This is a genomic window from Pseudomonas oryzihabitans, assembly GCF_024652905.1.
Taxonomy (GTDB): Bacteria; Pseudomonadota; Gammaproteobacteria; order Pseudomonadales; family Pseudomonadaceae; genus Chryseomonas; species Chryseomonas benzopyrenica.
Genome location: NZ_CP102428.1, coordinates 3,526,669 through 3,552,811, shown reverse-complemented (window position 1 = coordinate 3,552,811; position 26,143 = coordinate 3,526,669). Strand labels below are relative to the sequence as shown.

22 protein-coding genes and 2 pseudogenes are annotated in these 26,143 nt (G+C 66.9%); 14 read left to right on the top strand and 10 right to left on the bottom strand.

The window, feature by feature from the left end:
• Positions 1-180: 180 nt before the first annotated feature.
• The 5 genes and pseudogenes from vapB (at position 181) to gcvT (ending at position 5,417) form a co-directional block, all read left to right on the top strand.
• A pseudogene (gene vapB / locus NRG74_RS16480) lies at positions 181-449 on the top strand (type II toxin-antitoxin system VapB family antitoxin).
• Positions 401-535, top strand: a pseudogene (locus NRG74_RS24680) (VapC toxin family PIN domain ribonuclease); the annotation flags it as partial. The pseudogenes vapB and NRG74_RS24680, both read left to right, overlap by 49 nt.
• Before the next feature lie 330 nt (positions 536-865).
• On the top strand, positions 866-1,234 hold the full coding sequence (gcvH, locus tag NRG74_RS16475; protein WP_173149869.1) for a glycine cleavage system protein GcvH: 369 nt from the start codon (positions 866-868) through the stop codon (positions 1,232-1,234).
• A 7-nt stretch (positions 1,235-1,241) separates the two neighbouring features.
• Positions 1,242-4,097, top strand: coding sequence for an aminomethyl-transferring glycine dehydrogenase (gcvP, locus tag NRG74_RS16470; RefSeq protein WP_257704815.1), 2,856 nt, complete (start codon positions 1,242-1,244; stop codon positions 4,095-4,097).
• Between the two features lie 210 nt (positions 4,098-4,307).
• Positions 4,308-5,417, top strand: coding sequence for a glycine cleavage system aminomethyltransferase GcvT (gene gcvT / locus NRG74_RS16465; RefSeq protein WP_017642370.1), 1,110 nt, complete (start codon positions 4,308-4,310; stop codon positions 5,415-5,417).
• Between the two features lie 136 nt (positions 5,418-5,553).
• Here the strand turns inward: gcvT and NRG74_RS16460 are convergent, their stop codons facing one another.
• Entirely contained in the window at positions 5,554-6,168 is a 615-nt protein-coding gene (locus NRG74_RS16460) for a glutathione S-transferase (RefSeq protein WP_173149863.1), read from the bottom strand.
• A gap of 155 nt (positions 6,169-6,323) precedes the next feature.
• On the opposite strand from NRG74_RS16460, the gene NRG74_RS16455 reads away from it, so the two are divergent.
• Positions 6,324-7,229 carry a LysR substrate-binding domain-containing protein gene (locus tag NRG74_RS16455; protein WP_017642368.1) on the top strand — a complete coding sequence of 302 codons (906 nt, stop codon included), beginning with the start codon at positions 6,324-6,326 and terminating at the stop codon, positions 7,227-7,229.
• Positions 7,230-7,247: 18 nt separating this feature from the next.
• On the opposite strand, the gene NRG74_RS16450 is transcribed toward NRG74_RS16455, so the two are convergent.
• Positions 7,248-7,439 (bottom strand): hypothetical protein, encoded by a 192-nt coding sequence (locus tag NRG74_RS16450; protein ID WP_133860042.1) that lies wholly within the window; start codon positions 7,437-7,439, stop codon positions 7,248-7,250.
• 243 nt (positions 7,440-7,682) lie between these two features.
• Here NRG74_RS16450 and NRG74_RS16445 point away from each other — a divergent pair, with 243 nt between their 5' ends.
• Positions 7,683-9,647, top strand: coding sequence for a DNA topoisomerase III (locus NRG74_RS16445; protein WP_257704814.1), 1,965 nt, complete (start codon positions 7,683-7,685; stop codon positions 9,645-9,647).
• Here NRG74_RS16445 and NRG74_RS16440 read toward each other — a convergent pair.
• The 7 genes from NRG74_RS16440 to phoB form a co-directional block, all read right to left on the bottom strand.
• Positions 9,634-9,966: an endonuclease domain-containing protein gene (locus NRG74_RS16440; protein WP_257704813.1), complete on the bottom strand. Its 333-nt coding sequence runs from the start codon at positions 9,964-9,966 to the stop codon at positions 9,634-9,636. The two genes, NRG74_RS16445 and NRG74_RS16440, sit on opposite strands and share 14 nt — an antisense overlap.
• A gap of 253 nt (positions 9,967-10,219) precedes the next feature.
• Complete coding sequence (locus NRG74_RS16435; protein ID WP_017642364.1) at positions 10,220-10,528, bottom strand: hypothetical protein; 309 nt, start codon at positions 10,526-10,528, stop codon at positions 10,220-10,222.
• 175 nt (positions 10,529-10,703) lie between these two features.
• Positions 10,704-12,011, bottom strand: a complete 1,308-nt coding sequence (locus tag NRG74_RS16430; protein WP_017642363.1) for an MFS transporter — start codon at positions 12,009-12,011, stop codon at positions 10,704-10,706.
• Positions 12,012-12,182: 171 nt separating this feature from the next.
• The gene (locus tag NRG74_RS16425) at positions 12,183-13,517 is read right to left on the bottom strand and encodes a sigma-54-dependent transcriptional regulator (RefSeq protein ID WP_257704812.1); all 1,335 of its coding nucleotides are present in this window, start codon (positions 13,515-13,517) and stop codon (positions 12,183-12,185) included.
• Between the two features lie 154 nt (positions 13,518-13,671).
• Positions 13,672-15,438, bottom strand: coding sequence for a sensor histidine kinase (locus NRG74_RS16420; protein ID WP_257704811.1), 1,767 nt, complete (start codon positions 15,436-15,438; stop codon positions 13,672-13,674).
• A gap of 55 nt (positions 15,439-15,493) precedes the next feature.
• Positions 15,494-16,807, bottom strand: a complete 1,314-nt coding sequence (gene phoR / locus NRG74_RS16415; protein ID WP_437181154.1) for a phosphate regulon sensor histidine kinase PhoR — start codon at positions 16,805-16,807, stop codon at positions 15,494-15,496.
• Positions 16,808-16,825: 18 nt separating this feature from the next.
• Positions 16,826-17,515 (bottom strand): phosphate regulon transcriptional regulator PhoB, encoded by a 690-nt coding sequence (gene phoB / locus NRG74_RS16410; protein WP_007159925.1) that lies wholly within the window; start codon positions 17,513-17,515, stop codon positions 16,826-16,828.
• A 159-nt stretch (positions 17,516-17,674) separates the two neighbouring features.
• Here phoB and NRG74_RS16405 point away from each other — a divergent pair, with 159 nt between their 5' ends.
• From NRG74_RS16405 to NRG74_RS16375, 7 genes are all read left to right on the top strand, one after another.
• Positions 17,675-18,469 carry an IclR family transcriptional regulator gene (locus NRG74_RS16405; protein WP_257704810.1) on the top strand — a complete coding sequence of 265 codons (795 nt, stop codon included), beginning with the start codon at positions 17,675-17,677 and terminating at the stop codon, positions 18,467-18,469.
• A complete protein-coding gene (locus NRG74_RS16400; protein WP_064309176.1) occupies positions 18,466-19,419 on the top strand; it encodes a 2-dehydro-3-deoxygalactonokinase in 954 nt (317 codons plus the stop codon). Before NRG74_RS16405 ends, NRG74_RS16400 begins: the two co-directional genes overlap by 4 nt.
• Positions 19,412-20,032, top strand: a complete 621-nt coding sequence (locus NRG74_RS16395) for a 2-dehydro-3-deoxy-6-phosphogalactonate aldolase (RefSeq protein ID WP_257704809.1) — start codon at positions 19,412-19,414, stop codon at positions 20,030-20,032. The genes NRG74_RS16400 and NRG74_RS16395 overlap by 8 nt, the downstream gene beginning before the upstream one ends.
• A gap of 118 nt (positions 20,033-20,150) precedes the next feature.
• The gene (gene dgoD / locus NRG74_RS16390) at positions 20,151-21,299 is read left to right on the top strand and encodes a galactonate dehydratase (protein ID WP_017642356.1); all 1,149 of its coding nucleotides are present in this window, start codon (positions 20,151-20,153) and stop codon (positions 21,297-21,299) included.
• Positions 21,300-21,623: 324 nt separating this feature from the next.
• Positions 21,624-22,949 carry an MFS transporter gene (locus NRG74_RS16385; protein ID WP_257704808.1) on the top strand — a complete coding sequence of 442 codons (1,326 nt, stop codon included), beginning with the start codon at positions 21,624-21,626 and terminating at the stop codon, positions 22,947-22,949.
• A 93-nt stretch (positions 22,950-23,042) separates the two neighbouring features.
• Positions 23,043-24,095 carry an SMP-30/gluconolactonase/LRE family protein gene (locus NRG74_RS16380; RefSeq protein ID WP_017642354.1) on the top strand — a complete coding sequence of 351 codons (1,053 nt, stop codon included), beginning with the start codon at positions 23,043-23,045 and terminating at the stop codon, positions 24,093-24,095.
• 109 nt (positions 24,096-24,204) lie between these two features.
• A complete protein-coding gene (locus NRG74_RS16375) occupies positions 24,205-25,605 on the top strand; it encodes a sugar porter family MFS transporter (protein WP_307773956.1) in 1,401 nt (466 codons plus the stop codon).
• A 45-nt stretch (positions 25,606-25,650) separates the two neighbouring features.
• On the opposite strand, the gene NRG74_RS16370 is transcribed toward NRG74_RS16375, so the two are convergent.
• On the bottom strand, positions 25,651-26,088 hold the full coding sequence (locus tag NRG74_RS16370) for a hypothetical protein (RefSeq protein WP_017642352.1): 438 nt from the start codon (positions 26,086-26,088) through the stop codon (positions 25,651-25,653).
• Positions 26,089-26,143: the final 55 nt, after the last annotated feature.

Here is a 26,143-nt window from a genome sequence, read left to right as displayed (position 1 = left end):
CTGGCCTCCGGCTCCGCTGACGTCCCGCTTCCGGCGTTCTTGCCCAGGCTTCGCCAGGTGGCATCCGCGAGCAGAGCGCTCTGCCAGCTGCGTCGTCCGCTGCCGAGAGCATGCCGATTGACAGATCTGGTCTTGCTCTCAATATGGGATATACAGCCGATACGTTCCGGGAGGCCGAGCATGGATCAAGGTGCCGTGTTTCAGAGCAATCGCAGTCAGGCGGTGAGACTGCCCAACGCGGTTTCCCTGCCCGAAGACGTAAAGCGTGTCGATGTGGTCGCCGTTGGCCGCGCGAGGATCATTGCTCCGGTCGGGGAATCCTGGGATTTCTGGTTCGAGGGGAGGGTGTCACGGCGGATTTCATGGCGGAACGTGGCCAGCCCACCGAGCAGGAGCGTGAGCCTTCACTCGACACCAGGGGCAGTTGGGCATCAGTACGATCACCCTGATGGAGCTGATCTAGGGCTTCGCCGCACGTCTGGACGTGTTGAAGTACGGTCAGGAAGCCGCGGCGCACACCAGGCAACGGCATGCTTTGAAGACTGGCTACTGCCGAAGGGAATGGGTCGGCGAGGGCGTTCACGCAGGCCTTGTCTATCCTGTATGGATAAGGGACAGCAGCCTGCAACCCGTTCAGCCTAGCTGTCAGATCCAAGAGCCCAGCTAACACTGTAATGATTTAGATACGATGTTCGAAAATCGATACGGCTATAGGCGGCTAATCTATTAATCGTAACGATTTCGTTACAGAACACCATCCTCTGACCCGATAAGCCCTTGAAAATACTGAATTTTGTTCCTGGCATCGCCCTTGCACTGCTAGACCCATCTATCCATCAGGACAAAGGTCCGCAGGAGTCTGGCAATGGGTCTGCGCTATACCGAAGAACACGAATGGCTGCGTCAGGAAGCCGATGGCAGCATCACCGTCGGCATCACCGACTATGCTCAGGACTCGCTGGGCGACCTGGTCTTCGTGCAACTGCCGGAGCTGCGCAGCTACGCCCAGGGCGATGAGGTCGCGGTGCTGGAGTCGGTCAAGGCCGCCAGCAACATCACCATGCCGCTGGACGGCGAGGTCCTGGCCGTCAACGAGGCGCTCGACGATGCGCCCGAGACCATCAACAGCGATCCGCTGAACGCCGGCTGGTTCTTTCGCTTCCAGCCCGCCAATGCCGAAGCCTTCGCCGCGCTGCTCGACGAAGCCGCCTATCAGCAACTGATCAAGGGGTAAGACCGCCATGTCGCTGCACGACACCCTCAGCACCGCCGACGAATTCGTCCCGCGTCATATCGGTCCGCGCGAGCTGGACGAGATCGCCATGCTGAACCTGCTCGGCTACGAATCCCTGGAGGCCATGACCGCCCAGGTGATCCCCGAGAGCATCAAGGGCACCAGCGTGCTGGACCTGCCCGCCGGGCTGTCCGAAGCCGACGCCCTGGCCGAGCTGCGCGCCATCGCCGGCAAGAATCGCCTGCTCAAGAGCCTGATCGGCCAGGGCTACTACAACACCCACACCCCGGCGCCGATCCTGCGCAACCTGCTGGAAAATCCGGCCTGGTACACCGCCTACACTCCCTACCAGCCGGAGATCTCCCAGGGTCGCCTAGAGGCGTTGCTCAACTTCCAGACGCTGATCGGCGACCTCACCGGCATGCCGGTGGCCAACGCCTCGCTGCTGGACGAGGGCACCGCCGCCGCCGAGGCCATGACCTTCTGCAAGCGCCTGGCGAAAAACAAGGCCAGCGCCTTCTTCGCCTCCGTGCACTGCCATCCGCAGACCCTCGATGTGCTGCGCACCCGTGCCGAGCCCCTGGGCATCGAGGTGGTGGTGGGCGTGGAAACCGAGATCGAGGACCACGGCCGCTTCTTCGGCGCGCTGTTCCAGTATCCGATGACCACCGGCGAGATCCGTGACTACCGGGAGAGCATCCAGGCCTTCCAGGCCGTCGGTGCCCTGGTGGCCATGGCCGCCGACCTGCTGGCCCTGACCCTGCTCACCCCGCCTGGCGAACTGGGTGCGGACGTGGCCATCGGCACCGCCCAGCGTTTCGGCGTACCGCTCGGTTTCGGCGGTCCCCACGCGGCCTACTTCGCCACCCAGGACAAGTACAAGCGCGACATGCCCGGTCGCGTCGTCGGCGTCTCCATCGACCGCCACGGCAACCCGGCCTATCGCCTGGCCCTGCAGACCCGCGAGCAGCACATCCGCCGCGAGAAGGCCACCAGCAACATCTGCACCGCCCAGGTCCTGCTGGCCAACATCGCCAGCATGTATGCGGTCTACCACGGTCCCGAAGGCCTGATCCGCATCGCCACCCGGGTGCAGCGGCTGACCAGCCTGCTGGCCGCCGGCCTGCAGCGTCTGGGCCACGAGACCCAGCACACCGCTTTCGACACCCTGACCCTGGTGTTCGGTGCGCGCACCGCCGCCCTGCACGAGGCCGCCCGTGCCCGTGGCTACAACCTGCGCGACGTCAGCGCCGAGGCCTTGGGCGTGTCCCTCGACGAGACCAGCACCCTGGCCGACGTCCAGGCGCTGATGGAGATCCTGGCCGACGGCAAGGCCGCGCCCCAGGTCGCCGAGCTGGGCGATGCCCAGGGCGTGGAAGTGCCCGCGGCGCTGCAGCGCCAGTCGGCCTTCTTGACCCATCCGGTGTTCGCCAGCCACAGATCCGAAACCGAGCTGATGCGCTACCTGCGCAAGCTGGCGGACAAGGACCTGGCCCTGGATCGCACCATGATCCCGCTGGGCTCCTGCACCATGAAGCTCAACGCCGCCAGCGAGATGATCCCGGTTACCTGGGCCGAATTCGGCGGTATCCACCCCTTCGCCCCGGCCGACCAGGCCGAGGGCTATGCCCAGCTCACCACCGAGCTGGAGGCCATGCTCTGCGCCGCGACCGGCTATGACGCCGTGTCCCTGCAGCCCAACGCCGGTTCCCAGGGTGAGTACGCGGGTCTCCTGGCCATCCGTGCCTATCATGCGAGCCGCGGCCAGGGTGAGCGCGACGTCTGCCTGATCCCGGCGTCGGCCCACGGCACCAACCCCGCTACCGCCAGCATGGTCGACATGCGCGTGGTGGTGGTGGCCTGTGACAAGCGTGGCAACGTCGATCTCGACGACCTGCGCGCCAAGGCCGAGCAGCACAGCGAGCGCCTGGCCGCGCTGATGATCACCTATCCCTCCACTCACGGGGTGTTCGAGGAAGCCATCCGTGAGATCTGCCAGGTGGTCCATGACCATGGTGGCCAGGTCTATATCGACGGCGCCAACATGAATGCCATGGTCGGTCTCTGCGCCCCGGGTCAGTTCGGCGGCGACGTCTCCCACCTCAACCTGCACAAGACCTTCTGCATCCCCCATGGCGGCGGCGGTCCGGGTGTCGGTCCCATTGGCGTCAAGGCGCATCTGGCACCCTTCCTGCCCGGCCATGCCCGGCTGGAACGCAAGGAAGGCGCGGTCTGCGCGGCGCCCTATGGCAGCGCCAGCATCCTGCCGATCTCCTGGATGTACCTGAAGATGATGGGCAGCGCCGGTCTGACCCGCGCCTCGCAGATCGCCATCCTCAGCGCCAACTACATTGCCCGCCGGCTGGAAGAGCACTATCCGGTGCTCTATAGCGGCACCGGTGGCCTGGTCGCCCACGAGTGCATCCTCGACCTGCGTCCGCTCAAGGACAGCAGCGGCGTGACCGTGGACGACGTGGCCAAGCGCCTGATCGACTTCGGCTTCCATGCCCCGACCATGTCCTTCCCGGTGGCCGGCACCCTGATGATCGAGCCCACCGAGAGCGAGTCCAAGCAGGAACTGGATCGCTTCTGCGACGCCATGATCGCCATCCGCGAAGAGATCCGCGCCCTCGAAGCCGGCACCCTGGATCCCCAGGACAACCCGCTGAAGAATGCGCCGCACACCGCGCGCGAACTGGCCGGGGAGTGGACCCACCCCTACAGCCGCGAGCAGGCGGTCTTCCCGCTGGCGAGCCTGGTGGACGGCAAGTACTGGCCGCCGGTGGCGCGCATCGACAACGTTTACGGCGATCGCAACCTGGTCTGCTCCTGCCCGCCGATCGAAGCCTACGGCGAGGCCTGAGCCCTTACCCCCGGCCCCTCTTCCGGGAGAAGGGGAGCAGAGCCGCTCTTCCCCCTCTCCCCCAGGGAGAGGGCTGGGGTGAGGGCAAACCCGAATCACCCAAGTCGCGCCCGCTTCCAACAGCAGGGCGCGATCAACCAGATCACCGCTTCCTCGTTCGTCCTCGCTGAACAGAGGACCAGAGCGAGAAAGCCGACACGGAGCCCCACCATGTCCCTGCTCAAGACTTCGCTGCACGCCCTGCACCTGGAACTCGGCGCCCGCATGGTGCCCTTCGCCGGCTACGAGATGCCGGTGCAGTACCCGCTCGGCGTGCTCAAGGAGCACCAGCACACCCGTGCCCAGGCCGGGTTGTTCGATGTGTCGCACATGGGCCAGGTCCTGCTCGAAGGCGAGGAAGCCGCTGAGGCGCTGGAGACCCTGGTACCGGTCGACATCATCGACCTGCCCAGCGGCATGCAGCGCTATGCCCTGCTGACCGACGACAACGGCGGCATCCTCGACGACCTCATGGTCGCCAACCTGGGTGACTGCCTCTACCTGGTGGTCAACGCCGCCTGCAAGGAAGCCGATCTCGCCCACCTGGAAAAGCACCTGGGCGACCGCTGCCAGGTGCTGCCGCAATTCGACCGCGCCCTGCTGGCCCTGCAGGGCCCCGCCGCTGCCGCGGTGCTGGCGCGCCTGGCGCCGGAAGTGGCCGAGATGACCTTCATGCAGGTCCGCCGCGTCAAGCTGCTGGACCAGCCCTGCATCGTCAGTCGCAGCGGCTACACCGGCGAAGACGGCTACGAGATCTCGGTGCCGAGTGCTGCCGCCGAAGCCCTGGCCCGCCGCCTGCTGGCCGAGCCGGAAGTCGAAGCCATCGGCCTGGGTGCCCGGGATTCCCTGCGCCTGGAAGCGGGCCTCTGCCTCTATGGCCACGACATGGATGCCGGCACCACGCCGGTGATGGCCAACCTGGGGTGGGCGCTGTCCAAGGTGCGCCGCGAAGGCAACGGCCGCGCTGGCGGTTTCCCGGGCGCCGAGCGTATCTTCGCCGAACAGCGCGACGGCGTGACGCGCAAGCGTGTCGGCCTGCTGGTGCAGGAGCGGGTGCCGGTGCGCGAGGGCGCGGAGCTGGTGGATGCCAATGGCGCCAGCATCGGTCGCGTGACCAGTGGCGGCTTCGGCCCGACCCTGGGGGCGCCGGTGGCCATGGGGTATGTCGACAGCGACTTCGCCGCCCTGGATACCCAGCTGTTCGCCGTGGTGCGCGGCAAGCAGGTGCCGGTCAAGGTCGCCAAGACGCCCTTCGTGCCGCAGCGGTATTACCGCGGGTAAGTAGTTGCCAAGAGCATCGCGGCCATGGGCCGCTCCTACAAAAGCATCACCCTCTGTAGGAGCGGCCCATGGCCGCGATAAACCGGTAAGACGTAGGAGCAGTCGCCTCGGCGTACCGCCATGGCCGCGATGCTCTTTAGGCCACCGGATAATCCCGAAACACCGACAAGGCCTCCGCTTCGGCAGTCAGGGCCTCCAGCGTCGGGTAGTTACGCCGCTCGATCAGTCCCGGCAGGGCGAAGTGCAGGAAGGTCCAGGCCACGGCGGTGTCGATGGCGTCCTGGCCGATGCTGTCCTCGCCCAGCGGCGGACGCGGGCCCAGCCAGGCCTTGTCCAGGGCGCCACAGGCCGCGCGCAACTGCCCCTCCACCCGTTGCTGCCAGGGCGCATGGCGCTTGTCTTCCGGCCGCAGGTCGCGCTCGTACACCAGCTGCACCGCCTTCTCGGACAGGGCCAGCGCCAGGCCGCTGCGACTGAGGGCGGTCGCCCGCGCGGCATGGCCAGCGGGTCGCAGTTGGCGACTGCCGCAGGCGAGATGCTGGGCGTAGTCCAGGATCAGCGACGAATCCATCAGCCGCTGGCCGTCCAGGCAGATCAGCGTGGGCGCCTTGAGCACCGGGTTGAAGCTGCGAAAGCGCTCGACTTCGCGAAACAGCGACACTTGGCGCAGTTCGAAAGGCAGTACCAGCAGGCGTAGGGAGATCGCGACTCGCCGCACATAGGGGGAGTCGAGCATGCCGATGAGTTGCATGGGGGCATCCTGTCAGAAAGAGTGAATCCTGTTTCACGTGGAACGTCACCCTTGTCGTGTGTTTCACACTGGGTGCCGCTCTGGACAGGACATTAAGCATTCAGCGAAGCTGCCACCAGCGAGAAATTCTGACCGGATCGTTAAGGAAAACTTACATGTCCCGCGTGCCGCCCTTGAATGCCCTGCGCTGCTTCGAAGCGGTTGCCCGCCTGGGCAGCGTGACCCGCGCCGCCAATGAATTGCACCTCACCCATGCCGCGGTCAGTCAGCAGGTAAAGGGGCTGGAGCATCAACTGGGCATGGTGCTGTTCGAGCGCCAGGGGCGCGGGATCGAGGTCACCGGCGACGGTCGCGTCTATGCCGAGCAGGTCCGCCAGTTGCTCGACGATCTGGGCGAGGCGACTCGGCGCCTGCAGGCCCGCCCGCGGCGCAACGAGCTGGTATTCGCCACCTTTCCCTCCTTCGCCACCCACTGGCTGTTGCCCCGGCTGCCGCGTTTTCGCGCCCTGCACCCGGAGTACCGCATCCGTATCCAGACCAGCCTGGATTTCCAGGATCTGCGCCAGGGCATGGTGGATATTGGAGTGCGCATGGGCGAGGGGCAGTGGGATGGCCTGACGGCGCTACGGTTGTTTCAGGACGATGTGCTGCTGGTGGCGGCGCCTGGTTACAACGGTGGGCAACTGCCGCGCAGTCTAGACGAGGCCCTCGCGCAGCCGCTGTTGCATACGGAGGAAACCTGGCTGCACTGGGGCGAAACGGCCGGTCTAGGCGAAGCGGCACCCAATCGCGGCATCAGCGTGAACGATTCCAACGTGGTACTGGAGGCGCTACGCCTTGGTCAGGCGCTGGCGCTGGAGCGGCGCAGCCTGGTGCAGGCCGCGCTGAACGAGGGGCGTCTGGTCCAGCTCAGTCCGGTGACGGCGCCCTATCCCTATGCCTACTGGCTGGTCTGGCCGGAACGTGCCGAATCGGCGGACAAGCAGGAGCGCTTCAGCGCCTGGATCCAGGCCGAGGTCGCGACCTATCTGGCCGCGCTGGAGGCGCCGACGCCCGCTTAGGGCGTCGGGCGGAGCGTCTTAGCGCAGCAGCAGCTTGCGACGGCCGTCCGGCCAGACTTCCCAGAGTTGATCGTTGATGCGCTGCACCTGGCTAGTGGTCCGGCGCATGGCCGAAATGCTGGCGCGCAGGGCCTGGCCACTGGCGGTGTCGACGAAATTTCCGGCGCCGGTGCTCTCGGCCGTGGCGCGATCCATAGCTACAGTGTTCATTGACGCCTCCCAGAGCTCGGCTAAAGACGGCGAAAGTGCCGTAGCCCAAGGACCGGCCGTCACGGGCAAGATTCCGCTCCCCTGGTAGCAGCCGTTCAAGCTGTGATCCACGTCCTAAGCGCGCTGTGGCCTGTTGGGCGAATTTGCGCCAAGACCGTTTTCTGTACGGATATACAGATTAGTTCTTGCGCAGGTCGCGCAGGCTTTGCATCCTGTGGCGATTCCCCTCGCGCGACGCCCGCCATGCAGCTGTATCTCTGCGAAAAACCCTCCCAGGCCAAGGACATCGCCCGTGTCCTCGGCGCCACGCGCCGTGGCGAGGGCTGCCTGCAGGGGCAGGGTATGACCGTCACCTGGTGCATCGGTCATCTGCTGGAAACGGCGCCACCGGATGCTTATGACGCGCGCTACAAGCGCTGGTCGCTGGACGACCTGCCCATCGTCCCTGAGCAGTGGAAGCTGCAGGTCAAGAAGACCACCGGCAGCCAGTTCAAGGCGGTCAAGCGCCTGCTCGGCGAGGCCAGCGAATTGGTGATCGCCACCGATGCCGACCGCGAGGGCGAGATGATCGCCCGCGAGCTGGTGGAACATTGCCGCTATCGCGGGCCGATTCGCCGGCTGTGGCTGTCGGCGCTGGATGACGTCTCCATCCGCCGCGCCCTGGCCGCGCTCAAGCCCGGTGCCGAGACCTATGGGCTCTATCAGTCCGCCCTGGGGCGTTCGCGCGCCGACTGGCTGATCGGCATGAACATGAGCCGGCTGTTCACCCTGCTGGGGCGGCGCTCCGGCTACCAGGGCGTACTCTCGGTCGGGCGGGTGCAGACCCCGACCCTGCGCTTGGTGGTGGACCGCGACCGCGCCATCGCCGCCTTCGTGCCAATGCCTTTCTGGACCGTGGAGGCGACCCTGGAGGCCTCGGGCAGTCGCTTTCAGGCCCAATGGCAGCCGCCAGAGGACGTCTGTGACGACCAGGGGCGCTGCCTCAAGCCCGAGGTGGCCCAGGCCGCGGCGCGGGCCATCGAGGCGGCCGGGCAGGCACGGCTGGTCAAGCTCAAGACCGAACGCATCCGCGAGGCGGCGCCCTTGCCCTTCGACCTGGGCACCCTGCAGGAGGTCTGCTCCAAGCGCCTCAACCTGGGCGCCCAGCAGACCCTGGACGTGGCCCAGGCGCTCTATGAGAAGTACAAGCTGATCACCTATCCACGCAGCGACTGCGGCTACCTGCCGCTGTCCCAGCACGCCGAGGCGCCGGCGCTGCTGGCCGCCTTGCTGGGCGCCGACAACAGTCTCGCCCCCCTGCGCGATCACCTGGACGCCAGTCGCCGCTCGCGGGCCTGGAACGACGCCAAGGTCAGCGCTCACCACGGCATCATCCCGACCCTGGTGACCCGCGACCTGGGGCGTTTGAGTCCGCAGGAGCGCAACGTCTATGGCCTGATCCGTGCCCGTTACCTGGCGCAGTTCCTGCCGCAGCACGAATTCGATCGCACCCAGGCCGACTTCGAGGCGGGCGGCGAACGCCTGCGCGCCACCGGCAAGCGGCTGGTGGAACCGGGCTGGCGGCGCGCCTTGCCCGAGTCGCTCACGCCGCCCAAGGGCCGTGAGGCCCCGCCGCCCCAGGCGCTGCCCGAGTTGCGCGAGGGGGAGTCCTATCCGGTGGTGGAGGTGCGCTGCCGGGATCAACTGACCCAGCCGCCCAAGCCCTTCACCGAGGGCGATTTGATCAAGGCGATGAAAAATGTCGCCAAGCTGGTGGAGGATTTGGCCCTCAAGCAGAAGCTCAAGGACACCACCGGCATCGGCACCGAGGCGACCCGCGCCAGCATCATCCAGGGCTTGCTGGACCGCGGCTATATGGTCAAGCAGGGCAAGGCCCTGGCGGCGACGCCGGCGGCCTTCGGCCTGATCGACGCCGTGCCTCGGGCCATCGCCGATCCGGGTACCACGGCGCTCTGGGAGCAGGCGCTGGATCGGGTGCAGGAGGGCGAGCTGAGCCTGGCCGAATTCGTCACCAAGCAGTCGGCCTGGATGGGCAAGCAGGTGGAGCGCTGTCTCGGCCTGACCCTGACCATCAGCGGACCCCCGCCGGCGGGCAAGGGCGCGCCCTGGAAGAAGAAGCGGCGTACGGGCGGGAGCAAGGCCAAGGCGACGGCGAAGACGGGCGGCGCACCGCCGCGCGCGCGCAAGCCGAGGGTCAAGCCAGGCTAAGGGCGGTGAAGAGGCACTCGAGCACGGCGTCGGGCCGGGCCAGGACGTCGTGGTTCCAGAAGCGCAGGATCTGGAAGCCCTGGGCCTGCAGCCAGGCGTCGCGCTCGCGGTCGTTGGCGCTGCCCTGATGCTGGCCACCATCCAGTTCAATCACCAGCCGCGCTTCCAGGCAGACGAAGTCCAGGATGTAGCGGCCATAGGGATGCTGACGGCGGAATTTATGACCCTGTAGACGATTGCCGCGCAGGTGATACCAGAGTGCGCGCTCGGCGTCGGTCTGACCCCGGCGCAGGGCGCGGGCATGGCTGATGAGGGGCATGGGAATCCTTTCCCTGGGTGTTCTGATGTCGGGTTTGCCCTCACCCCAGCCCTCTCCCGGAGGGAGAGGGGGCCATACGGAGCGAAGCGGGCCATGAAGCAGCTTTCGCTGAAAGACAGTCAAAACCGCTATTGCAGTAACACTGAAACAATATCGAGGCCGATGTCTGGAGGAAGAGCCCGCCACCGCTCCAAACCGCCCCCTCTCCCTGGGGGAGAGGGTTGGGGTGAGGGCGCAGGGCCCCCGGCAAGGCTTACTTCTTCTCGAACGCCGCCGCGGCGGTGGCGTAGGCCGCTTCGTGATAGTCGAATTCGGCGGACTGCACCAGCAGGGTTTCCTCGTCCTCGGTGAAGGCGATCACCGGGCGATAGGAGAGGCCGTCGGCCTTGATTTCGGCTTCGTCGATGAGCTTGGAGAGATCGAAGGCGAAGTCACCGCAGATGGCCTTGGCCTGGGCGTCGGTGATGCCGTGCTTCTTCAGGGCATCGCGCAGCAGGGTGCTCCACTGGTATTGAAACTGGATACCCAGTTTGGCGTAGCTGGGACCGTAGTCGATTTCCATGAGTGTGTAACCGGGGCTTGGGAGGAGGGGACGAACTCGCCACAGCGGCCAGCGAAATGACCGTTGTGAGCGCTGCCGGTGGCACTACGATGGCGTGCCCCAAAGCCCAGGCAAAGGGGGGCGGGCCGGACGGCCAAATCTAATGACCGAGAGGCCCGCACCCAGGGACGAGCGGTTATTCGTGGACGATGCGCGAGTGGTCGCGGGTGTCCTTCATGAAGACGTAGACCAGCAGCGAGCAGGCGATGCAGCCGGTCACGTACCAGTAGTAGCCGCTCTCCATGCCGATGCTCTTGAACCACAGCGCCAGGTATTCGGCGGTGCCGCCGAAGATGGACACGGTCAGGGCATAGGGCAGGCCGACGCCCAGGGCGCGGATCTCGGTGGGGAACAGCTCGGCCTTCACCACGGCGTTGATCGAGGTGTAGAAGCTGACGATCACCAGCGCCACCATGATCAGGCCGAAGGCGCCCCACCAGGAGGTGACGCTGCCCAGGGCGGTCAGGATCGGATAGGTGAACAGGGTGCCGAGCACGCCGAAGGCGATCAGTACCGGGCGCCGGCCGACGCGGTCGGAGAGGGCGCCAACGATGGGCTGCAACAGCATGAACAGGAACAGCGTCGCCGCCGAGATGGAGGTGGCGTCGGTCTTGCTCATGCCCACCGAGTTGACCAGATACTTCTGCATGTAGGTGGTGTAGGTGTAGAAGGCTAGGGTGCCACCCATGGTCAGGCCGACCACGGTGAGGAATTCCTTGGGATGGCGCGCCAGGGTGCGCATCAGGGATTCCTTGGGCTTTTCGGCCTTCTTGAAGGAGCTGGTCTCTTCCATGCCGCGTCGCAGGTAGAGCGCGGTCACGGCGCAGGCGGCGCCGATCAGGAAGGGAATGCGCCAGCCCCAGCTTTCCAGCTGTTCGACGGTGAGGGTCTGCTGCAGCACGATCAGGGTGGCCAGGGCCAGCAGCTGGCCGGAGATCAAGGTGACGTACTGGAAGCTGGAGTAGAAGCCGCGGCTTTCCTTGGTCGCCATCTCGCTCAGGTAGGTGGCGGAGGTGCCGTATTCACCGCCCACCGAGAGGCCCTGTAGCAGCCGCGCCAGCACCAGCATGATGGGGGCGGCGACACCGATGGTGGTGTAGCTGGGGGTGAGGGCGATGATCAGCGAGCCTGCGCACATCATGATCACCGAGACCATCAGCGCGGATTTGCGGCCGGCCTTGTCGGCGTAGAGTCCCATCAGCCAACCGCCGATGGGACGCATCAGGAAGCCCACGGCAAAGATGGCGGCGACGTTGAGCAACTGGGCGGTCTGGTCGCCCTTGGGAAAGAAGGCCTTGGCGAAATACAGCGAGAAGGCGGCGTAGACGTACCAGTCGTACCATTCAACCAGGTTGCCGACGGAGCCGCTGAAGATGGACTTGATGCGCTGCGAGGTGGTCTTGGGCGCGGTCTGGCCGGCCGCGAGGGTAGCGGTGCTATCCACAGGGTGTTCCTCTCTTGTCGTTGTTATTAGGGCGCTCGGGGCGTCGACGAGAGAGGTTGCAGACGGCGTGCCAGATCGTGAAGCCGCGCCACTGCTGGCTTTCTGCTCGGTGAATAGGCGGAAGTCTGCCTGGACGGCCTGGGCAATGAGCGGATTTCCGCCTATGGCCGGTCAGTCATCCTCGAGACTGTCGCGGAAGTCGGCACGCACCAGGCCGTGACGCTGCATCTTCTCGTTGAGGGTACGCCGCGGCAATTGCAACTCGTCCATCACCGCCTTGATCTCGCCACCATGACGGGCCAGGGCGGCGCGCAGGCACTGGGCTTCGAAGGCTTCCAGCTGATCGGCCAGGGAATTGCCTTGGGCGGTCGGCGGCGCGCCTAGGCCGAGGACCTCGCGTTCGGCGGCGTTGGCCAGTTCGCGGACATTGCCCGGCCAGCCGTGACCCAGCAGCTGGGCCAGTCGCGCCGCGCCGGGCGGGGTGACCGGGCGCCCCAGGCGGGCGCCGGCCTCGGCGAGAAAGTGATCGAACAGCAGCGGTATGTCCTCGCGTCGCGCCCGCAGCGGCGGCAGGTGCAGCTCGGCGACATTGAGGCGATAGGCCAGATCTTCGCGAAAGCGCCCGGCGCGCGCCTCTTCCAGCAGATCCGGCTTGGTGGCGGCGACGATGCGCAGGTCCAGGGCTATGCTCTGGTTGGAGCCGAGGCGCTCCAGGCGTTGCTCCTGCAGCACCCGCAAGAGCTTGACCTGCTGCGCCAGGGGCATGCTTTCGATCTCGTCGAGAAACAGGGTGCCGCCGTTGGCGTATTCCAGCTTGCCGATGCGCCGGCCCTGGGCACCGGTGAAGGCGCCGCTCTCGTGGCCGAACAATTCGCTCTCGAACAGCTGCTCGGGGATGGCCGCGCAGTTGAGGGCGACGAAGGCCTTGCCGGCCCGGGGCCCGAAATCGTGCAGGCAACGGGCGACCAATTCCTTGCCGCTGCCGGTCTCGCCGCGCAAGAGCACGTTGACCGGGGTCGGCGCCAGATCGAGGATCTGCTGGCGCAGGCGGACGATGCCGGGCGAGACGCCGAGCAGCCGACGGGCGAGGGCGCTCTGGTCGTCGACCCGGCGGTGCAGCTGGCGGTTCTCCAGCACCAGCCGGCGCTTTTCCAGGGCGCGGCCGAGATCGCCCAGCAACGCTTCGGGGCTGAAGGGCTTTTCCAGGAAGTCGTAGGCACCCTGGCGCATGGCGGTCACTGCAAGGGCCACGTCGCCATGGGCGGTGAGCAGGATCACCGGCAGGTCGGGATCCAGGGCCTGCAGCCGGCCCAACAGGGCCAGGCCGTCCATGCCGGGCATGCGCACGTCGCTGACCACCACGCCGGCGAAATCCGGGGTCACCGCCGCCAGGCAGTCTTCGGCGCGGGCGAACAGCCGCACCTGATGCCCCGACAGCTCCAGCCACTGGCGCACCGCTTCGCGGATGCTGGCTTCGTCGTCGACCAGATAGACCTGGGCTTGCATGGGGGCGTCCTCTCGCGGCCGGTGCGCGGTTACCTTGCCCGAACGGCACGGGGCGGTCGAGTCATCCGAAGGAATGAACGTAGTGGGCAGCGGAACAGACCCGGGGGGCCGCTCAGTGATTTCAGCTTGGGCCAGTGCGGCAAGCCGCAGGCGACTAGGGGGAGGGAGACGCTTCTTGGCCGCAGGAGGCTACCGGCAGCCGAAGCCTGAAGACCGCGCCTTCGGTGTCGTTCGTGGCCGTCAGGCTGCCGCCCTGGGCCTGGACGATGGCCGAGGACACCGCCAGCCCCAGCCCCAGGCCTTCGCCGACCGGCTTGGTGGTGAAAAAGGGATCGAATACCTGGCCCAGGTGTTCAGCGGCGATACCGCCACCGTTGTCCGCCACCTCCAACTGCCAGGTCTCGTCTTCCCGCTGCAGGCTGACCCTGACCTGCGGCCGCGGTCGTTCGGCCACCGCATCCAGGGCATTGCGCAGCAGATTGACCAGCACCTGCTCCAGGCGAATCGGATCGCCCAGCAGCCAGGCCGGGCGCGGCAGTTCCAGGTTCAATTCGACAGCCAGCTCGGCGCGCCGCGCCTCCAGCAACTCCAGCGCCTGGTCCACCACCTGAGCCAGATCGACCCGCTCGCGCAGACCGGCGGGGGTCTTGCGGGCATAGGTCTTGAGATGGGCGGTCAGGCCGCTCATGCGGGTGAGCAGGCCGTCGAGGCGTTCCAGGGCGGCGCGGGCCTCGTCCAGCCGGCCGTGGTCCAGCAGCAGCCGCAGACTGGCCAGGTGCATGCGCTGGGCGGTGAGCGGCTGGTTGAGTTCATGCACCAGGGCCGCCGACATCTGCCCCAGAGCGGCCAGCTTGGCGGCCTGCACCAGGCCATCCTGGGCGGTGCGCAACTCGGCGGTGCGTGCTTCCACCAGCTGCTCCAGCTCCAGTCGGCTGCGCAGGCGCAGGCGCTGCAGCCGCCGCCGCTGCACCAGCAGCAAGCCGGCGCAGACCAGCAGCAGCCAGGCGCAACCGGCGGCCAGGGCCGCGCCCAGGCCGCTGCCCTGCAGCTCCCGGGTCGGTCTGATCAGGTGCAGGGTCCAGCCTTCGCTGGGCAGCGGCAGGCTGTCCCAGAGGTAGTCGGCGCTGCCTCCGGGCGCCTCGATACGGGCCACCTGGCGCTGGTCGTCCAAGACCACCTGTTGGCTATGCAGCAGCGGTTGCAGGGTGCGTCTGTCGTACTGCCGGGTGGTGGCCAGTTCGGCGCGTTCGGCGGGCGTCAGCTCGCGCAGCAGGCGATAGCGCCAGGCCGGGCGGTTGGCGGCAAAGACCACGCCGCGGGCATCGCTGACCAGCAGCACCTCGGGATGCTCGCCCCAGCGCGCCTCGATGGCGGGAAATTCCAGCTTGACCACCACGGCGCCGAGAAAGCGACCCTCGGCGTCCAGCACCGCGTGGGAGAGGAAATAGCCGGGAATGCCGGTGGTGACCCCCACGGCATAGAAGCGGCCGCTGCCGCCGGCGAGGGTCTCGCGGAAATAGGGCCGGAAGCCGTAGTTATGGCCGACGTAGCTGGTGGGCAGCCGCCAGTTGCTGGCGCCGATGGCCAGGCCGCTGCGATCCAGCACCTCCAGGGTCGAGGACTGGGCAGCGGCATTGAGTCGTTCCAGCTTGAGATTGAGGCGCTCGGTGGCAGCGGCATCGGGTGGCGTGGTGAGGGCGGCGATCAGCTCGGGATCCTGGGCCAGCACCGCGGGCAGGGCGCGAAAGCGATCGATCAGGGTCTGCAGGCTGCTGGCATGCAGGCGCAACTGTTCCTGGCCGAGCAGGCTGGCCTCGGCCAGGCTCGCCCGTTCGGCGCGCTGCCAGGCCAGACTGCTGACCAGCAGACCGCCGAGCAGGGCGAGCAACAGGACCGGCAGCAGGCGCAGGGCAGGGGGCATGGCAGGAGACCGTGGCAGGAGTGGCCGGACGATAGCACGCCGGGGAAACGGCGGCTCAGGCCGAGGCGGCGGTGCGCTGGGCGATCTGCTCGGGCTGGAAATGGCAGGTGAAGCAGCTGCCCTCGCCGGGCACGCTGTGGATGTCCAGGCCGCCGCGATGACGGATCAGCACGTGCTTGACGATGGCTAGGCCCAGGCCGGTGCCACCGGTGCTGGAGGCGCGGCTGGCGTCGATGCGATAGAAGCGCTCGGTCAGACGCGGCAGGTGGCGAGCGTCGATGCCAGGGCCGGTGTCCTGCACCGCGACGTGGGCGCCTTCGGCGTCCTGCCAGGCGCGTACCCGCACCTCGCCGCCCTCGGGGCTGTACTTGACCGCGTTGAACACCAGGTTGGAAAAGCAGCTGCGCAGTTCCGTCTCGCTACCCAGCAGCGCCAGGTCCGGGGCGCAGTCCAGGCTCAGGCGGTGGCCTATCGCACCGGACAGGGCGCGGCCGTCCTGCAGGATGGAGGCGAGCAGGGGTTCCAGGGCCACGGGGCGATTGTCGGCAGGGTAGTCGGTGGCTTCCAGGCGGGCCAGCAGCAGGAGGTCGTCGATGGTGTGCTGCATCCGGCCGGCCTGCTGCTGCATCTGTCCCAACGCCCGGCGCCAGCGTGGGGTGGCATGCTCGGCGTTGTCCAGCAGGGTTTCCAGGTAGCCGGTGATCACCGTCAGCGGGGTGCGCAGCTCATGGGAGACGTTGGCGACGAAATCCTTGCGCATCTGTTCCAGCTGGTGGATGCGAGTCACGTCACGCACCAGCAGCAGGCGATCGCCCTCGCCGAAGCGGGTGATCAGGATGTGCAGGTACTGGTCGTCGTTGAGCGGCGAGGCCAGTTCCAGCGGCTCGCCATAGTCGCCGCCGATAAAGTAATCGGAAAAGCGCGGATGGCGCACCAGGTTGGTGATGGGCTGGCCGAGATCCTGGGGCTGGCGCAGACCCAGCAGGGTTTCCGCGGCGCGGTTCCACCATTCCAGGTTGCCATGGCGGTCCACCAGGATGATGGCATCGCGCAGGGCCTCGGTGGAGGCCTGGGCGCGGCCGATGACGGCGAGCAGTTCTTCACGCTGGCGCTGCTCGTGGCGTTGCCGGCGATAGAGCCGATCCAGGACATCGCCCCACAGGCCTTCGGCTTCGGGTGGCGCGCCTGGCGCCTCGCTCAGCAGCCAGGCATGCAGGCGCAGCAGGTGTTTCAGGGTGACCGCCAGATAGACCGCCAGTCCCAGGGCCACCGCCAGGCCGACATGGCCGAAGGGCCAGCCGGCCAGGGCGCAGCCGCCGACCACGATCGACAGCTGGGTGGCCAGACGGGAGCGCCAGTTGATGTTCACGGCGGCGGTGATCCCGCGTCAGAGTTTGGTGGAAAAGCGATACCCGGTGCCGCGCACCGTCTGTACCAAGTTCTCGTAGGTCTCGCCCAGGGCCTTGCGCAGGCGACGGATGTGCACGTCCACGGTGCGCTCCTCGACATAGACGTTGCCGCCCCAGACCTGGTCGAGCAACTGGCCGCGGGTGTAGGCGCGCTCCTGATGGGTCATGAAGAACTGCAGCAGGCGGTACTCGGTGGGCCCCATCTCGGCGGGCGCGCCATCGATGGTCACCCGGTGGCTGATCGGATCCAGGATCAGGCCGTTGACCTCCAGCGGACCGTCGTTCTCCAGGTGGCCGGTACGGCGCAGCACGGCTTTCAACCGAGCCACCAGCTCGCGGGGCGAGAAGGGCTTGGTGATGTAGTCGTCGGCGCCGGTTTCCAGGCCCTGGACCTTGTTGTCCTCGTCACCCTTGGCGGTGAGCATGATGATGGGAATGGCGTCGGTCAGCTCGTCGCGCTTGAGGCGCCGAGCCAGCTCCAGGCCGGAGGTGCCGGGCAGCATCCAGTCGAGCAGGATGAGATCGGGCTTGCGATCGACGATCAGGGCGTGGGCGTCCTTGCTGTTGTCCGCCTCCAGGCATTCATAGCCCGCCATTTCCAGGGCCACGGCGATCATTTCGCGAATGGGGGCCTCATCGTCGACGATCAGGATGGATTTACCCGTCATGGAGCGCTCTGCCTCTCGAGTCCTTGCAATGTGCCGTGCATTAGATAGCGCCAATATTGCAGCTATGTGACAAGGCTGTCATATCTAACTTGTATCCCACAATGTGGGATGATGTATCACATATTGAGATTTGCCAGCGAGGCTTCTAGAGTGAAGGCCATGAATGACAACAATTCCAACAAGGGCGAAGCGCCCAGCGGGGCCCAGGCGCTGTTTCGCGGCCTGGCGGTGCTCGAAGCCGTTGCCACCGGGGCCGACAACCTGGCCCAGGTCGGCGCCGCCATTGGCTGCACCCGCAGCACCACCCATCGCCTGGTGGCCGCCCTGACCCAGGCCGGCTATCTGCGCAGCGATAGCGGGCGGTTGATCCTCGGCAGCCACCTCATCGCCCTCGGCTACCAGGCCCGCGAACAGCTGCCGCTGACCGGCGTGGCCCGGCCCCATCTGCAACGCCTGGCCCAGCACTGCGGCGACACCGTGCACCTCGGGGTGCGCGAAGGCGGTGATGTGCTCTATCTGGACAAGCTGCCGGGCAGCCGGGGCCTAGAGATGAGATCCCGGGTCGGCCTGCGCATGCCGCTGGCGCTGACCGGGGTCGGCAAGGCGCTGATGCTGGATCTCGCCGAAGTCGAGTGGGAAGCCCTCTATGGCGAAGGCGTGGCGCGGCGTAGCGGCCAGCCCGGCCTGCGCGAGGACTTCCTGCCCTGGGCCGACTATTGCGCGCGCCTGCGCCGCCATGCCGCCGAAGGCTATGCCCTGGATCTGGAAGAGAACGAACTGGGCATCCGCTGCGTGGCCGCGCCCATCCGTGGTGCCGACGGCGCCATCGTCGCGGCCCTGAGCGTGGCCAGTGCCATCCCCTATATGCCCGAGGCGCGGCTGCACGAGTTGCAGCCCGAGGTCAGTGCCTGCGCCCGGGCCATTTCCCGCGAACTCGGCTGGAGTCCTGCATGACCGCCACCCCGCACCTCATCGGCCTCGACTGGGGCACCTCGTCCCTGCGCGCCCAGCTGTTCGACGCCCAGGGCGCCGTGCTGGAAACCCGTAGCCGCCCCTGGGGCATCATGCACGTGCCCGATGGCGACTTCGCCGCGGCCTATCGCACCCTGGTGGGCGACTGGCGCGAGGCCCAGCCGGACCTGCCCGCCATCGCCTGCGGCATGGTCGGCAGTCGCGGTGGCTGGCGCGAGGTGCCCTATGCCGATTGCCCCGCCGACGTCCACAGCCTGGCTGCCGGTCTGCTGCGCCTGGACAGCGGCTGCGGCGAGCTCCATCTGGTCCCCGGCGTGATGCAGCGCGGCGCCTTGCCCAACGTGCTGCGTGGCGAGGAAACCCAGGTGTTCGGCGCCCTCGAACTGGAGCCGGACCTGGCCGCCGAGGCCCTGCTGGTGCTGCCCGGCACCCACAGCAAGTGGGTGCGGGTGCGTGACGGTCGCCTCACCGATTTCGCCACCTACATGACTGGCGAGCTGTTCGCCGTCCTGCGCGAACATTCCATCCTGGGGCGTCCGGCCACCGAGGCCGGTCCCGAGGCCAGTGCCGAGGCCTTCCGCCTGGGCCTGGTCACCGCCCGCGACGCCGGGGCCGAGGGCCTGTTCGGCCGGCTCTTCACCGCCCGCAGCCGGGTGCTGGCCGGCGAGCTGGGCGCGGCGCACAGCCTCGACTACCTGTCCGGTCTGCTGATCGGCGAAGAATTGCGCAGCCAGGTCGCCGCGCTCAAGGGCGCCACCTGCCCACCCCTGGTGCTGATCGGCGACGCGGCGCTCTGCCAGCGCTATCGCGACGCCCTGGCGCTGTTCGACATCCACCAGGTCCGCCTGCTGGAGCAGGCCACCCGGGCCGGGCTCTGGCGCCTGGCCCAGGCCGCCGGCCTGCTCCCCACCTCTGGAGGCTCCCATGCTTGATACCTACCTCAAGGACCTGCCGCTGATCGCCATCCTGCGCGGCGTCACCCCGGACGAGATCGTCCCGGTCGGTCGTGCCCTGTACGACGCCGGCTTTCGCGTCATCGAGATCCCGCTCAACTCGCCGCAGCCCTTCGAAAGTATCCGCCGACTGACCGCGGAGCTGGATGAAAGCTGCCTGATCGGCGCCGGCACCGTGCTCACCGAGGCCCAGGTGGCCGAGGTGGACGCCGCGGGCGGCCGGCTGATCGTCTCGCCCAACGCCAACCTGGCGGTGATCCGCGCCAGCAAGGCCGCTGGCCTGGTCAGCGCCCCGGGCGTGGCCACTCCGTCGGAAGGCTTCGCCGCCCTCGACGCCGGGGCCGACAGCCTCAAGCTGTTTCCCGCCGAGCAACTCGGCCCGGCGGTGGTCAAGGCCTGGCGCGCGGTCTTCCCCAAGGAGCTGGCGCTCCTGCCGGTGGGTGGCATCACCCCGGACAACATGGGCCCCTACGTGGCGGCCGGCGCCAACGGCTTCGGACTCGGCTCGGCGCTGTATAAGCCGGGCCTCACGGCGGCCCAGGTGAGCGCCAACGCCCAGGCCTTCGCGGCGGGGTGGCGGTCCGTTTCCTAATTCAATCGCGGTCATGGACCGCTCCTACAGATACCCGGTGCCTCCGTAGGAGCGGTCCATGACCGCGATTTGCCCAATTCCCCTCGATTCCAATAATTACTGTCGAGATTTCCACACCATGAAGATCACCAAACTCACCACCTATGTCGTCCCGCCGCGCTGGTGCTTTCTCAAGATCGAGACCGACGAGGGCATCCACGGCTGGGGCGAACCCGTGCTGGAAGGGCGCGCCCACAGCGTGGCGGCGGCGGTCGAGGAACTGGCCGACTACCTGATCGGCAAGGACCCGCGCAACATCGAGGACCACTGGACGGTGCTCTACCGGGGCGGCTTCTATCGCGGCGGCGGCATCCACATGAGCGCCCTGGCCGGCATCGACCAGGCCCTGTGGGACATCAAGGGCAAGGCCCTGGGCGTACCGGTGCACGAGCTGCTGGGCGGCCAGGTGCGCGATAGCATCCGCGTCTATTCCTGGATCGGCGGCGACCGCCCGGCGGAGACCGCGGCCCAGGCCCTGGAGCGCCAGGCCAAGGGCTTCACCGCGATCAAGATGAACGCCAGCGAAGAGATGCAGTTCGTCGACACCTACGACAAGGTCGACCAGGTGATCGCCAATGTCGCCGCCATTCGCGACGCCTGTGGTCCGCACTTCGGCATCGGCGTGGATTTCCATGGCCGGGTGCACAAGCCCATGGCCAAGGTGCTGGTCAAGGAGCTGGAGCAGTTCCGCCTGATGTTCATCGAGGAGCCGGTGCTCAGCGAGCACCACGAGGCGCTCAAGGAAATCGCCCTGATGAGCAACACGCCCATCGCCCTGGGCGAGCGGCTGTACTCGCGCTGGGACTTCAAGCGCATCCTCCAGGAAGGCTACGTCGACATCCTGCAGCCCGATCCGTCCCACGCCGGAGGCATCACCGAGACGCGTAAGATCGCCAACATGGCCGAGGCCTATGACGTGGCCATCGCCCTGCATTGCCCGCTCGGCCCCATTGCCCTGGCGGTCAATCTGCAGCTGGATGCCAACTGCTACAACGCCTTCATCCAGGAGCAGAGCCTGGGCATCCACTACAACCAGGGCAACGACCTGCTGGACTACATCAAGAATCCCGAGGTCTTCGACTACGCCGATGGCCACGTGAAGATCCCCCAGGGACCGGGGCTGGGCGTCGAGGTCAACGAGGAATTCGTCAAGGAACAGGCCGCCATCGGCCATCGCTGGCGCAACCCGATCTGGCGGCACAAGGACGGCAGTTTCGCGGAATGGTGAGAGACGCCCTCACCCCAACCCTCTCCCGAGGGGGTAAGAGCAGGAGCTCCGGCCCCGATGCTCGCACTGACCGTCCCCTTTCCCTCTGGGAGAGGGCCAGGGTGAGGGAAAAGCAACGCCACTGTTAATGGCCAGACACACCGCTGGCCCCTCACCCCAACCCTCTCCCCAAGGGAGAGGGGCAAGAGCAGGAGCGCGGGACTCGACCTCCGCACCGACCATTCCCTCTCCTCTTGGGAGAGGGCCAGGGTGAGGGCCGCCGCGGCGCCCTGAACCCCAGACCGCAACAACGCTCGCCACAACGTCAATTACAGGACCCGAGCCATGCCATCCCCTACCCAGGCCTCCCCGGCGGCGGCCACGGCCGCCCCAACCCTGGCCAAGCCCAGCCGGGCGCGCTTCTTCATCATGATGCTGCTGTTCGTCACCGTGGTGATCAACTACCTCGACCGCAGCAACCTTTCCATCGCCGCCCCGCACCTGGCCCAGGACCTGGGCATCGAGCCGGTGCACATGGGCTTGATCCTCTCGGCCTTCGGCTGGACCTACGCCGCCATGCAGATCCCCGGCGGCTGGCTGGTGGACAAGGTCGCCCCGCGCATCCTCTATCCCGTGGCCATCGCGCTCTGGTCGCTAGCCACCATCGGCCTGGGTTTCGTCGGCAGCTTCATCGGCCTGATCATCCTGCGTCTCGCCGTGGGCGCCCTGGAGGCACCGGCCTATCCGATCAACAACCGGGTGGTCACCACCTGGTTTCCCGAGCGCGAGCGGGCCACCGCCATCGGCTTCTACACCTCCGGCCAGTTCGTCGGCCTGGCCTTTCTCACCCCGGTGCTGATCTACCTGCAGCAGACCTTTGGCTGGCACATGGTCTTTGTCGTCACCGGCGGTGTCGGCATCCTCTGGGCCGCCATCTGGTATCTGGTCTATCGCGAACCCAAGGATTTCCGCGGCGCCAATGCTGCCGAGGTCGCGCTGATCCAGGAGGGTGGCGGTCTGGTCGATCTGGAGCAGAAGAACCGCAGTCGCGCCGCCTTCCAGTGGCGTGACCTCAGGAGCGTGCTCAACAAGCGCAAGCTCTGGGGCATCTACATCGGCCAGTTCTGCCTCAATTCCACCCTCTGGTTCTTCCTCACCTGGTTCCCCACCTACCTGGTGAAATACCGCGGCATGGACTTCATCAAGGCCGGCTTTCTCGCCTCGCTGCCGTTCCTGGCCGCCTTCCTCGGCGTGATCTGCTCGGGCCTGCTGTCGGACTGGCTGGTCCGTCGCGGCGCCTCCGTGGGCCTGGCGCGCAAGCTGCCGATCATTGGTGGCCTCTTGATCTCCACCAGCATCGTCGGCGCCAACTTCGTCGACTCGCCTGCCCTGATCATCGCCTGCCTGGCGCTGGCCTTCTTCGGCAACGGCCTGGCCTCCATCACCTGGTCGATGGTCTCGGCCATGGCGCCGGAGCGACTGATCGGTCTCACCGGCGGGATGTTCAATTTCATCGGCAACCTCTCGGCCATCTGCGTGCCCATCGTTATCGGCTTCCTGGTCAAGGACGGCAGCTTCGCCCCGGCCATCGCCTTCATCGGCGTGACCGCACTGATCGGTGCCCTCTGCTATGGCCTGGTGGTGGGCAAGGTGGAACGTCTGCCCGAATAAGGGCGACTAAGGAAGCACCGCGTGCCTGTCCCGGTACGCGGTGCTCTGCCACCGGCCTTGCCGGACCCATAACGACAACAAAGGAGTCTCCCCATGCCGCTCGCCCGTCGCACCTTTCTCGGCGTGTCCCTGGCCGCTTCGGCCGGTCTGGTCGCCAGTCGCGCCCTCGCCGACGACAAGTTCGGTCTCACCCGTAACTGGGAGGGCAAGCCGCCCATCGTCATGCCCGATCCCGCCTGGGAGATCCACGACCAGGCCTTCAAAGGCCGCCTGGGCAATGCCTTCGTCGAGCGCCTCTGGTCCGGTGGTCTCTGGACCGAGGGCCCGGTGTGGATGGCCGACTGGCGCTGCCTGCTGTTCAGCGACATCCCCAATGCCCGGGTGATGCGCTGGAGCGCCGACGACGGCCACGTCAGCGTCTACGATGACCAGTCCCACAACGCCAATGGCCACACCCGTGACCGCGAGGGCCGGTTGATCAGCTGCGAGCACGACAGCCGCCGCGTCACCCGCCGCGAGTTGAACGGCAGCGTCACGGTGCTGCTCGACCGCTTCGACGGCAAGCCACTGAACGCCCCCAACGACGTAGTGGTCGGCGCCGATGGCGCCATCTGGTTCACCGATCCGGGCTACGGCATCCTCGGCGCCTACGAGGGCCACAAGGCCGAATTCGAGCTGCCTACCAACGTCTATCGCATCGATCCCCAGGGCAAGGCCACGGTGGCGGCGGGCGACTTCGGCCGGCCCAACGGCCTGGCCTTCGCCCCCGATGGCAAGCGCCTCTACATCAGCGACACCGCTGGCGGCGGCAATCCCGGCAAGCCCAACCATCTGCGTGCCTTCACGCTGAAGGACGACGGCACCCTGGGCGGCGGCGAGGTGCTGATCGATGCCAAGGACCAGGGCGTGATCGACGGCTTCCGCGTCGACAGCGACGGCAACCTCTGGTGCAGCTGGGCCGGCTCGGCCGAGCAGAACAGCGTGCGGGTCTTCAATCCGAGCGGCCAGCCGCTGGCCACCCTGCACCTGCCGGAGACCGTGTCCAACGTCGAGTTCGGCGGCCTCAAGGGCAATCGCCTGTTCATCACCGGCGGCGGTTCGCTCTATGCCACCTATGTGAACGCCCAGCCCGCGCGGCTCTGGTAAGGGCCTCTCACCGGCCGAACCAAGGGTCGTTAGACAGGTCTGTAACAAGCGGATACGGAACGACCCGCGCCAACAAGATCGCCCACAAGGCGAGCGAGGAGCCTCAGTCATGAGCAACACCACTACCAACGCCGACGGTCACGTCACCGAAAAGGCCCAGCCCAAGGCGATCTTCGCCTGTTTGATGGCCGCCCTGGCCGGTCTGATGTTCGGCCTCGACATCGGCGTCATTTCCGGCGCCACCAAATTCATCCAGCAGGAATTCCAGATCTCCGATCAGGTGATCGAGTGGATCGTCTCCAGCATGATGGCCGGTGCTGCCCTGGGCGCTCTGGGCGCGGGTTCGCTGTCGGCCAAGCTGGGTCGCAAGAAATCGCTGATGCTGGGCGCCGTCCTGTTCGTGATCGGCTCGATCCTCTGTGGCCTGGCCACTTCGCCGACCATGCTGATCTTCGCCCGCTTCCTGCTCGGCCTGGCCATCGGCATCGCGTCCTTCACCGCGCCGCTGTACCTGGCCGAGGTCGCTCCGGAAAACATCCGTGGCTCGATGATCTCGCTGTACCAGCTGATGATCACTGCCGGCATCCTGCTCGCCTTCCTCTCCAACACCGCCTTCAGCTACTACGAGGCCTGGCGCTGGATGCTCGGCATCATCGCCATCCCCGGGGTGCTGTTCCTGATCGGCGTCTTCGCCCTGCCCGACAGCCCGCGCTGGCTGATCATGGCAGGTCGCCGCGAGGAGGCCATCAAGGTCCTGCACCGGCTGCGCGGTGACGAAAAGGTCATCCAGCAGGAAGTCGCCGAGATCGAAGAGCAGCTCAAGGTGCCGCAGAAGGGCTGGTCGCTGTTCAAGGAAAACGCCAACTTCCGCCGCTCGGTGGGCCTGGGCGTGCTCCTGCAGGTGGTGCAGCAGTTCACCGGCATGAACGTGGTCATGTACTACGCGCCGCGCATCTTCGAAGGTATGGGCTACGACACCGCCGCCCAGATGTGGTTTACCGCCGCGGTGGGTCTGACCAACGTGCTGGCCACCTTCATCGCCATCTTCCTGGTCGACAAGTGGGGCCGCAAACCCATCCTCTATACCGGCTTCGTGGTCATGGCCGTGGGCCTGGGCGTGGTCGGCAGCATGCTGGGCGCGGGCAACCTGAGCCACGGCCAGCAGACCTTTACCGTGGTCATGCTGCTGATCTTCATCGTCGGCTTCGCCATGTCGGCCGGTCCGCTGATCTGGACCCTCTGCTCGGAAGTGCAGCCGCTCAAGGGCCGCGACTTCGGCATCGGCTGCTCCACCTTCACCAACTGGATCGCCAACATGATCGTCGGCGCCACCTTCCTGACCATGCTGGGCACCCTGGGTCAGGGCACCACCTTCTGGATCTATGCCGGTCTGAACGTGGTGTTCATCTTCCTGGTGTTCCTGCTGGTGCCGGAGACCAAGGGTGTCACCCTGGAACGCATCGAACGCAATCTGATGCAGGGCAAGCGCCTGCGCGATCTCGGTCAGTAGCTTCGCGCGCAACAAAAAAACGCCCGGCAATGCCGGGCGTTTTTATTAGCGATCCCAGTGCTTGTGTCTGTGCTTGGCGTGCTTCCAGCCCTTGCCGGGATGGTCGCGATAGCGGCGATCGTCGCGGCCGCTGTCGCCCAGATTGTTGCCCAGGGCACTGCCGGCACCGCCACCCAGGGCCGCGCCGACCAGGCCACCGGTGCTGCCACCGACTCTATTGCCGATCACGTTGCCGCCCGCCGCGCCCAGACCGCCGCCGATGGCGGCCTCGGTCCGATTGCGCCGGTCAGCGCCCAGTACACCACCTGCTGCACCGCCCACGCCGGCACCGATGGCCGCACCGGTACTGCCGCCGACCTGCTGGCCGACCAGGGTACCGAGTACGCCACCCACGGCGCCGCCGAGTCCGGCTTCGGTATTGCCCGCATAGGCCGGGGCAACGCCCGCCAGGGCAAGCAACAAGAACAGGGCTGAAGGTTTCATGGAGTCCACTCCGTGGTAGAGACGAGCCGATCCTCGGCAAAAATCGCTGCCCTGG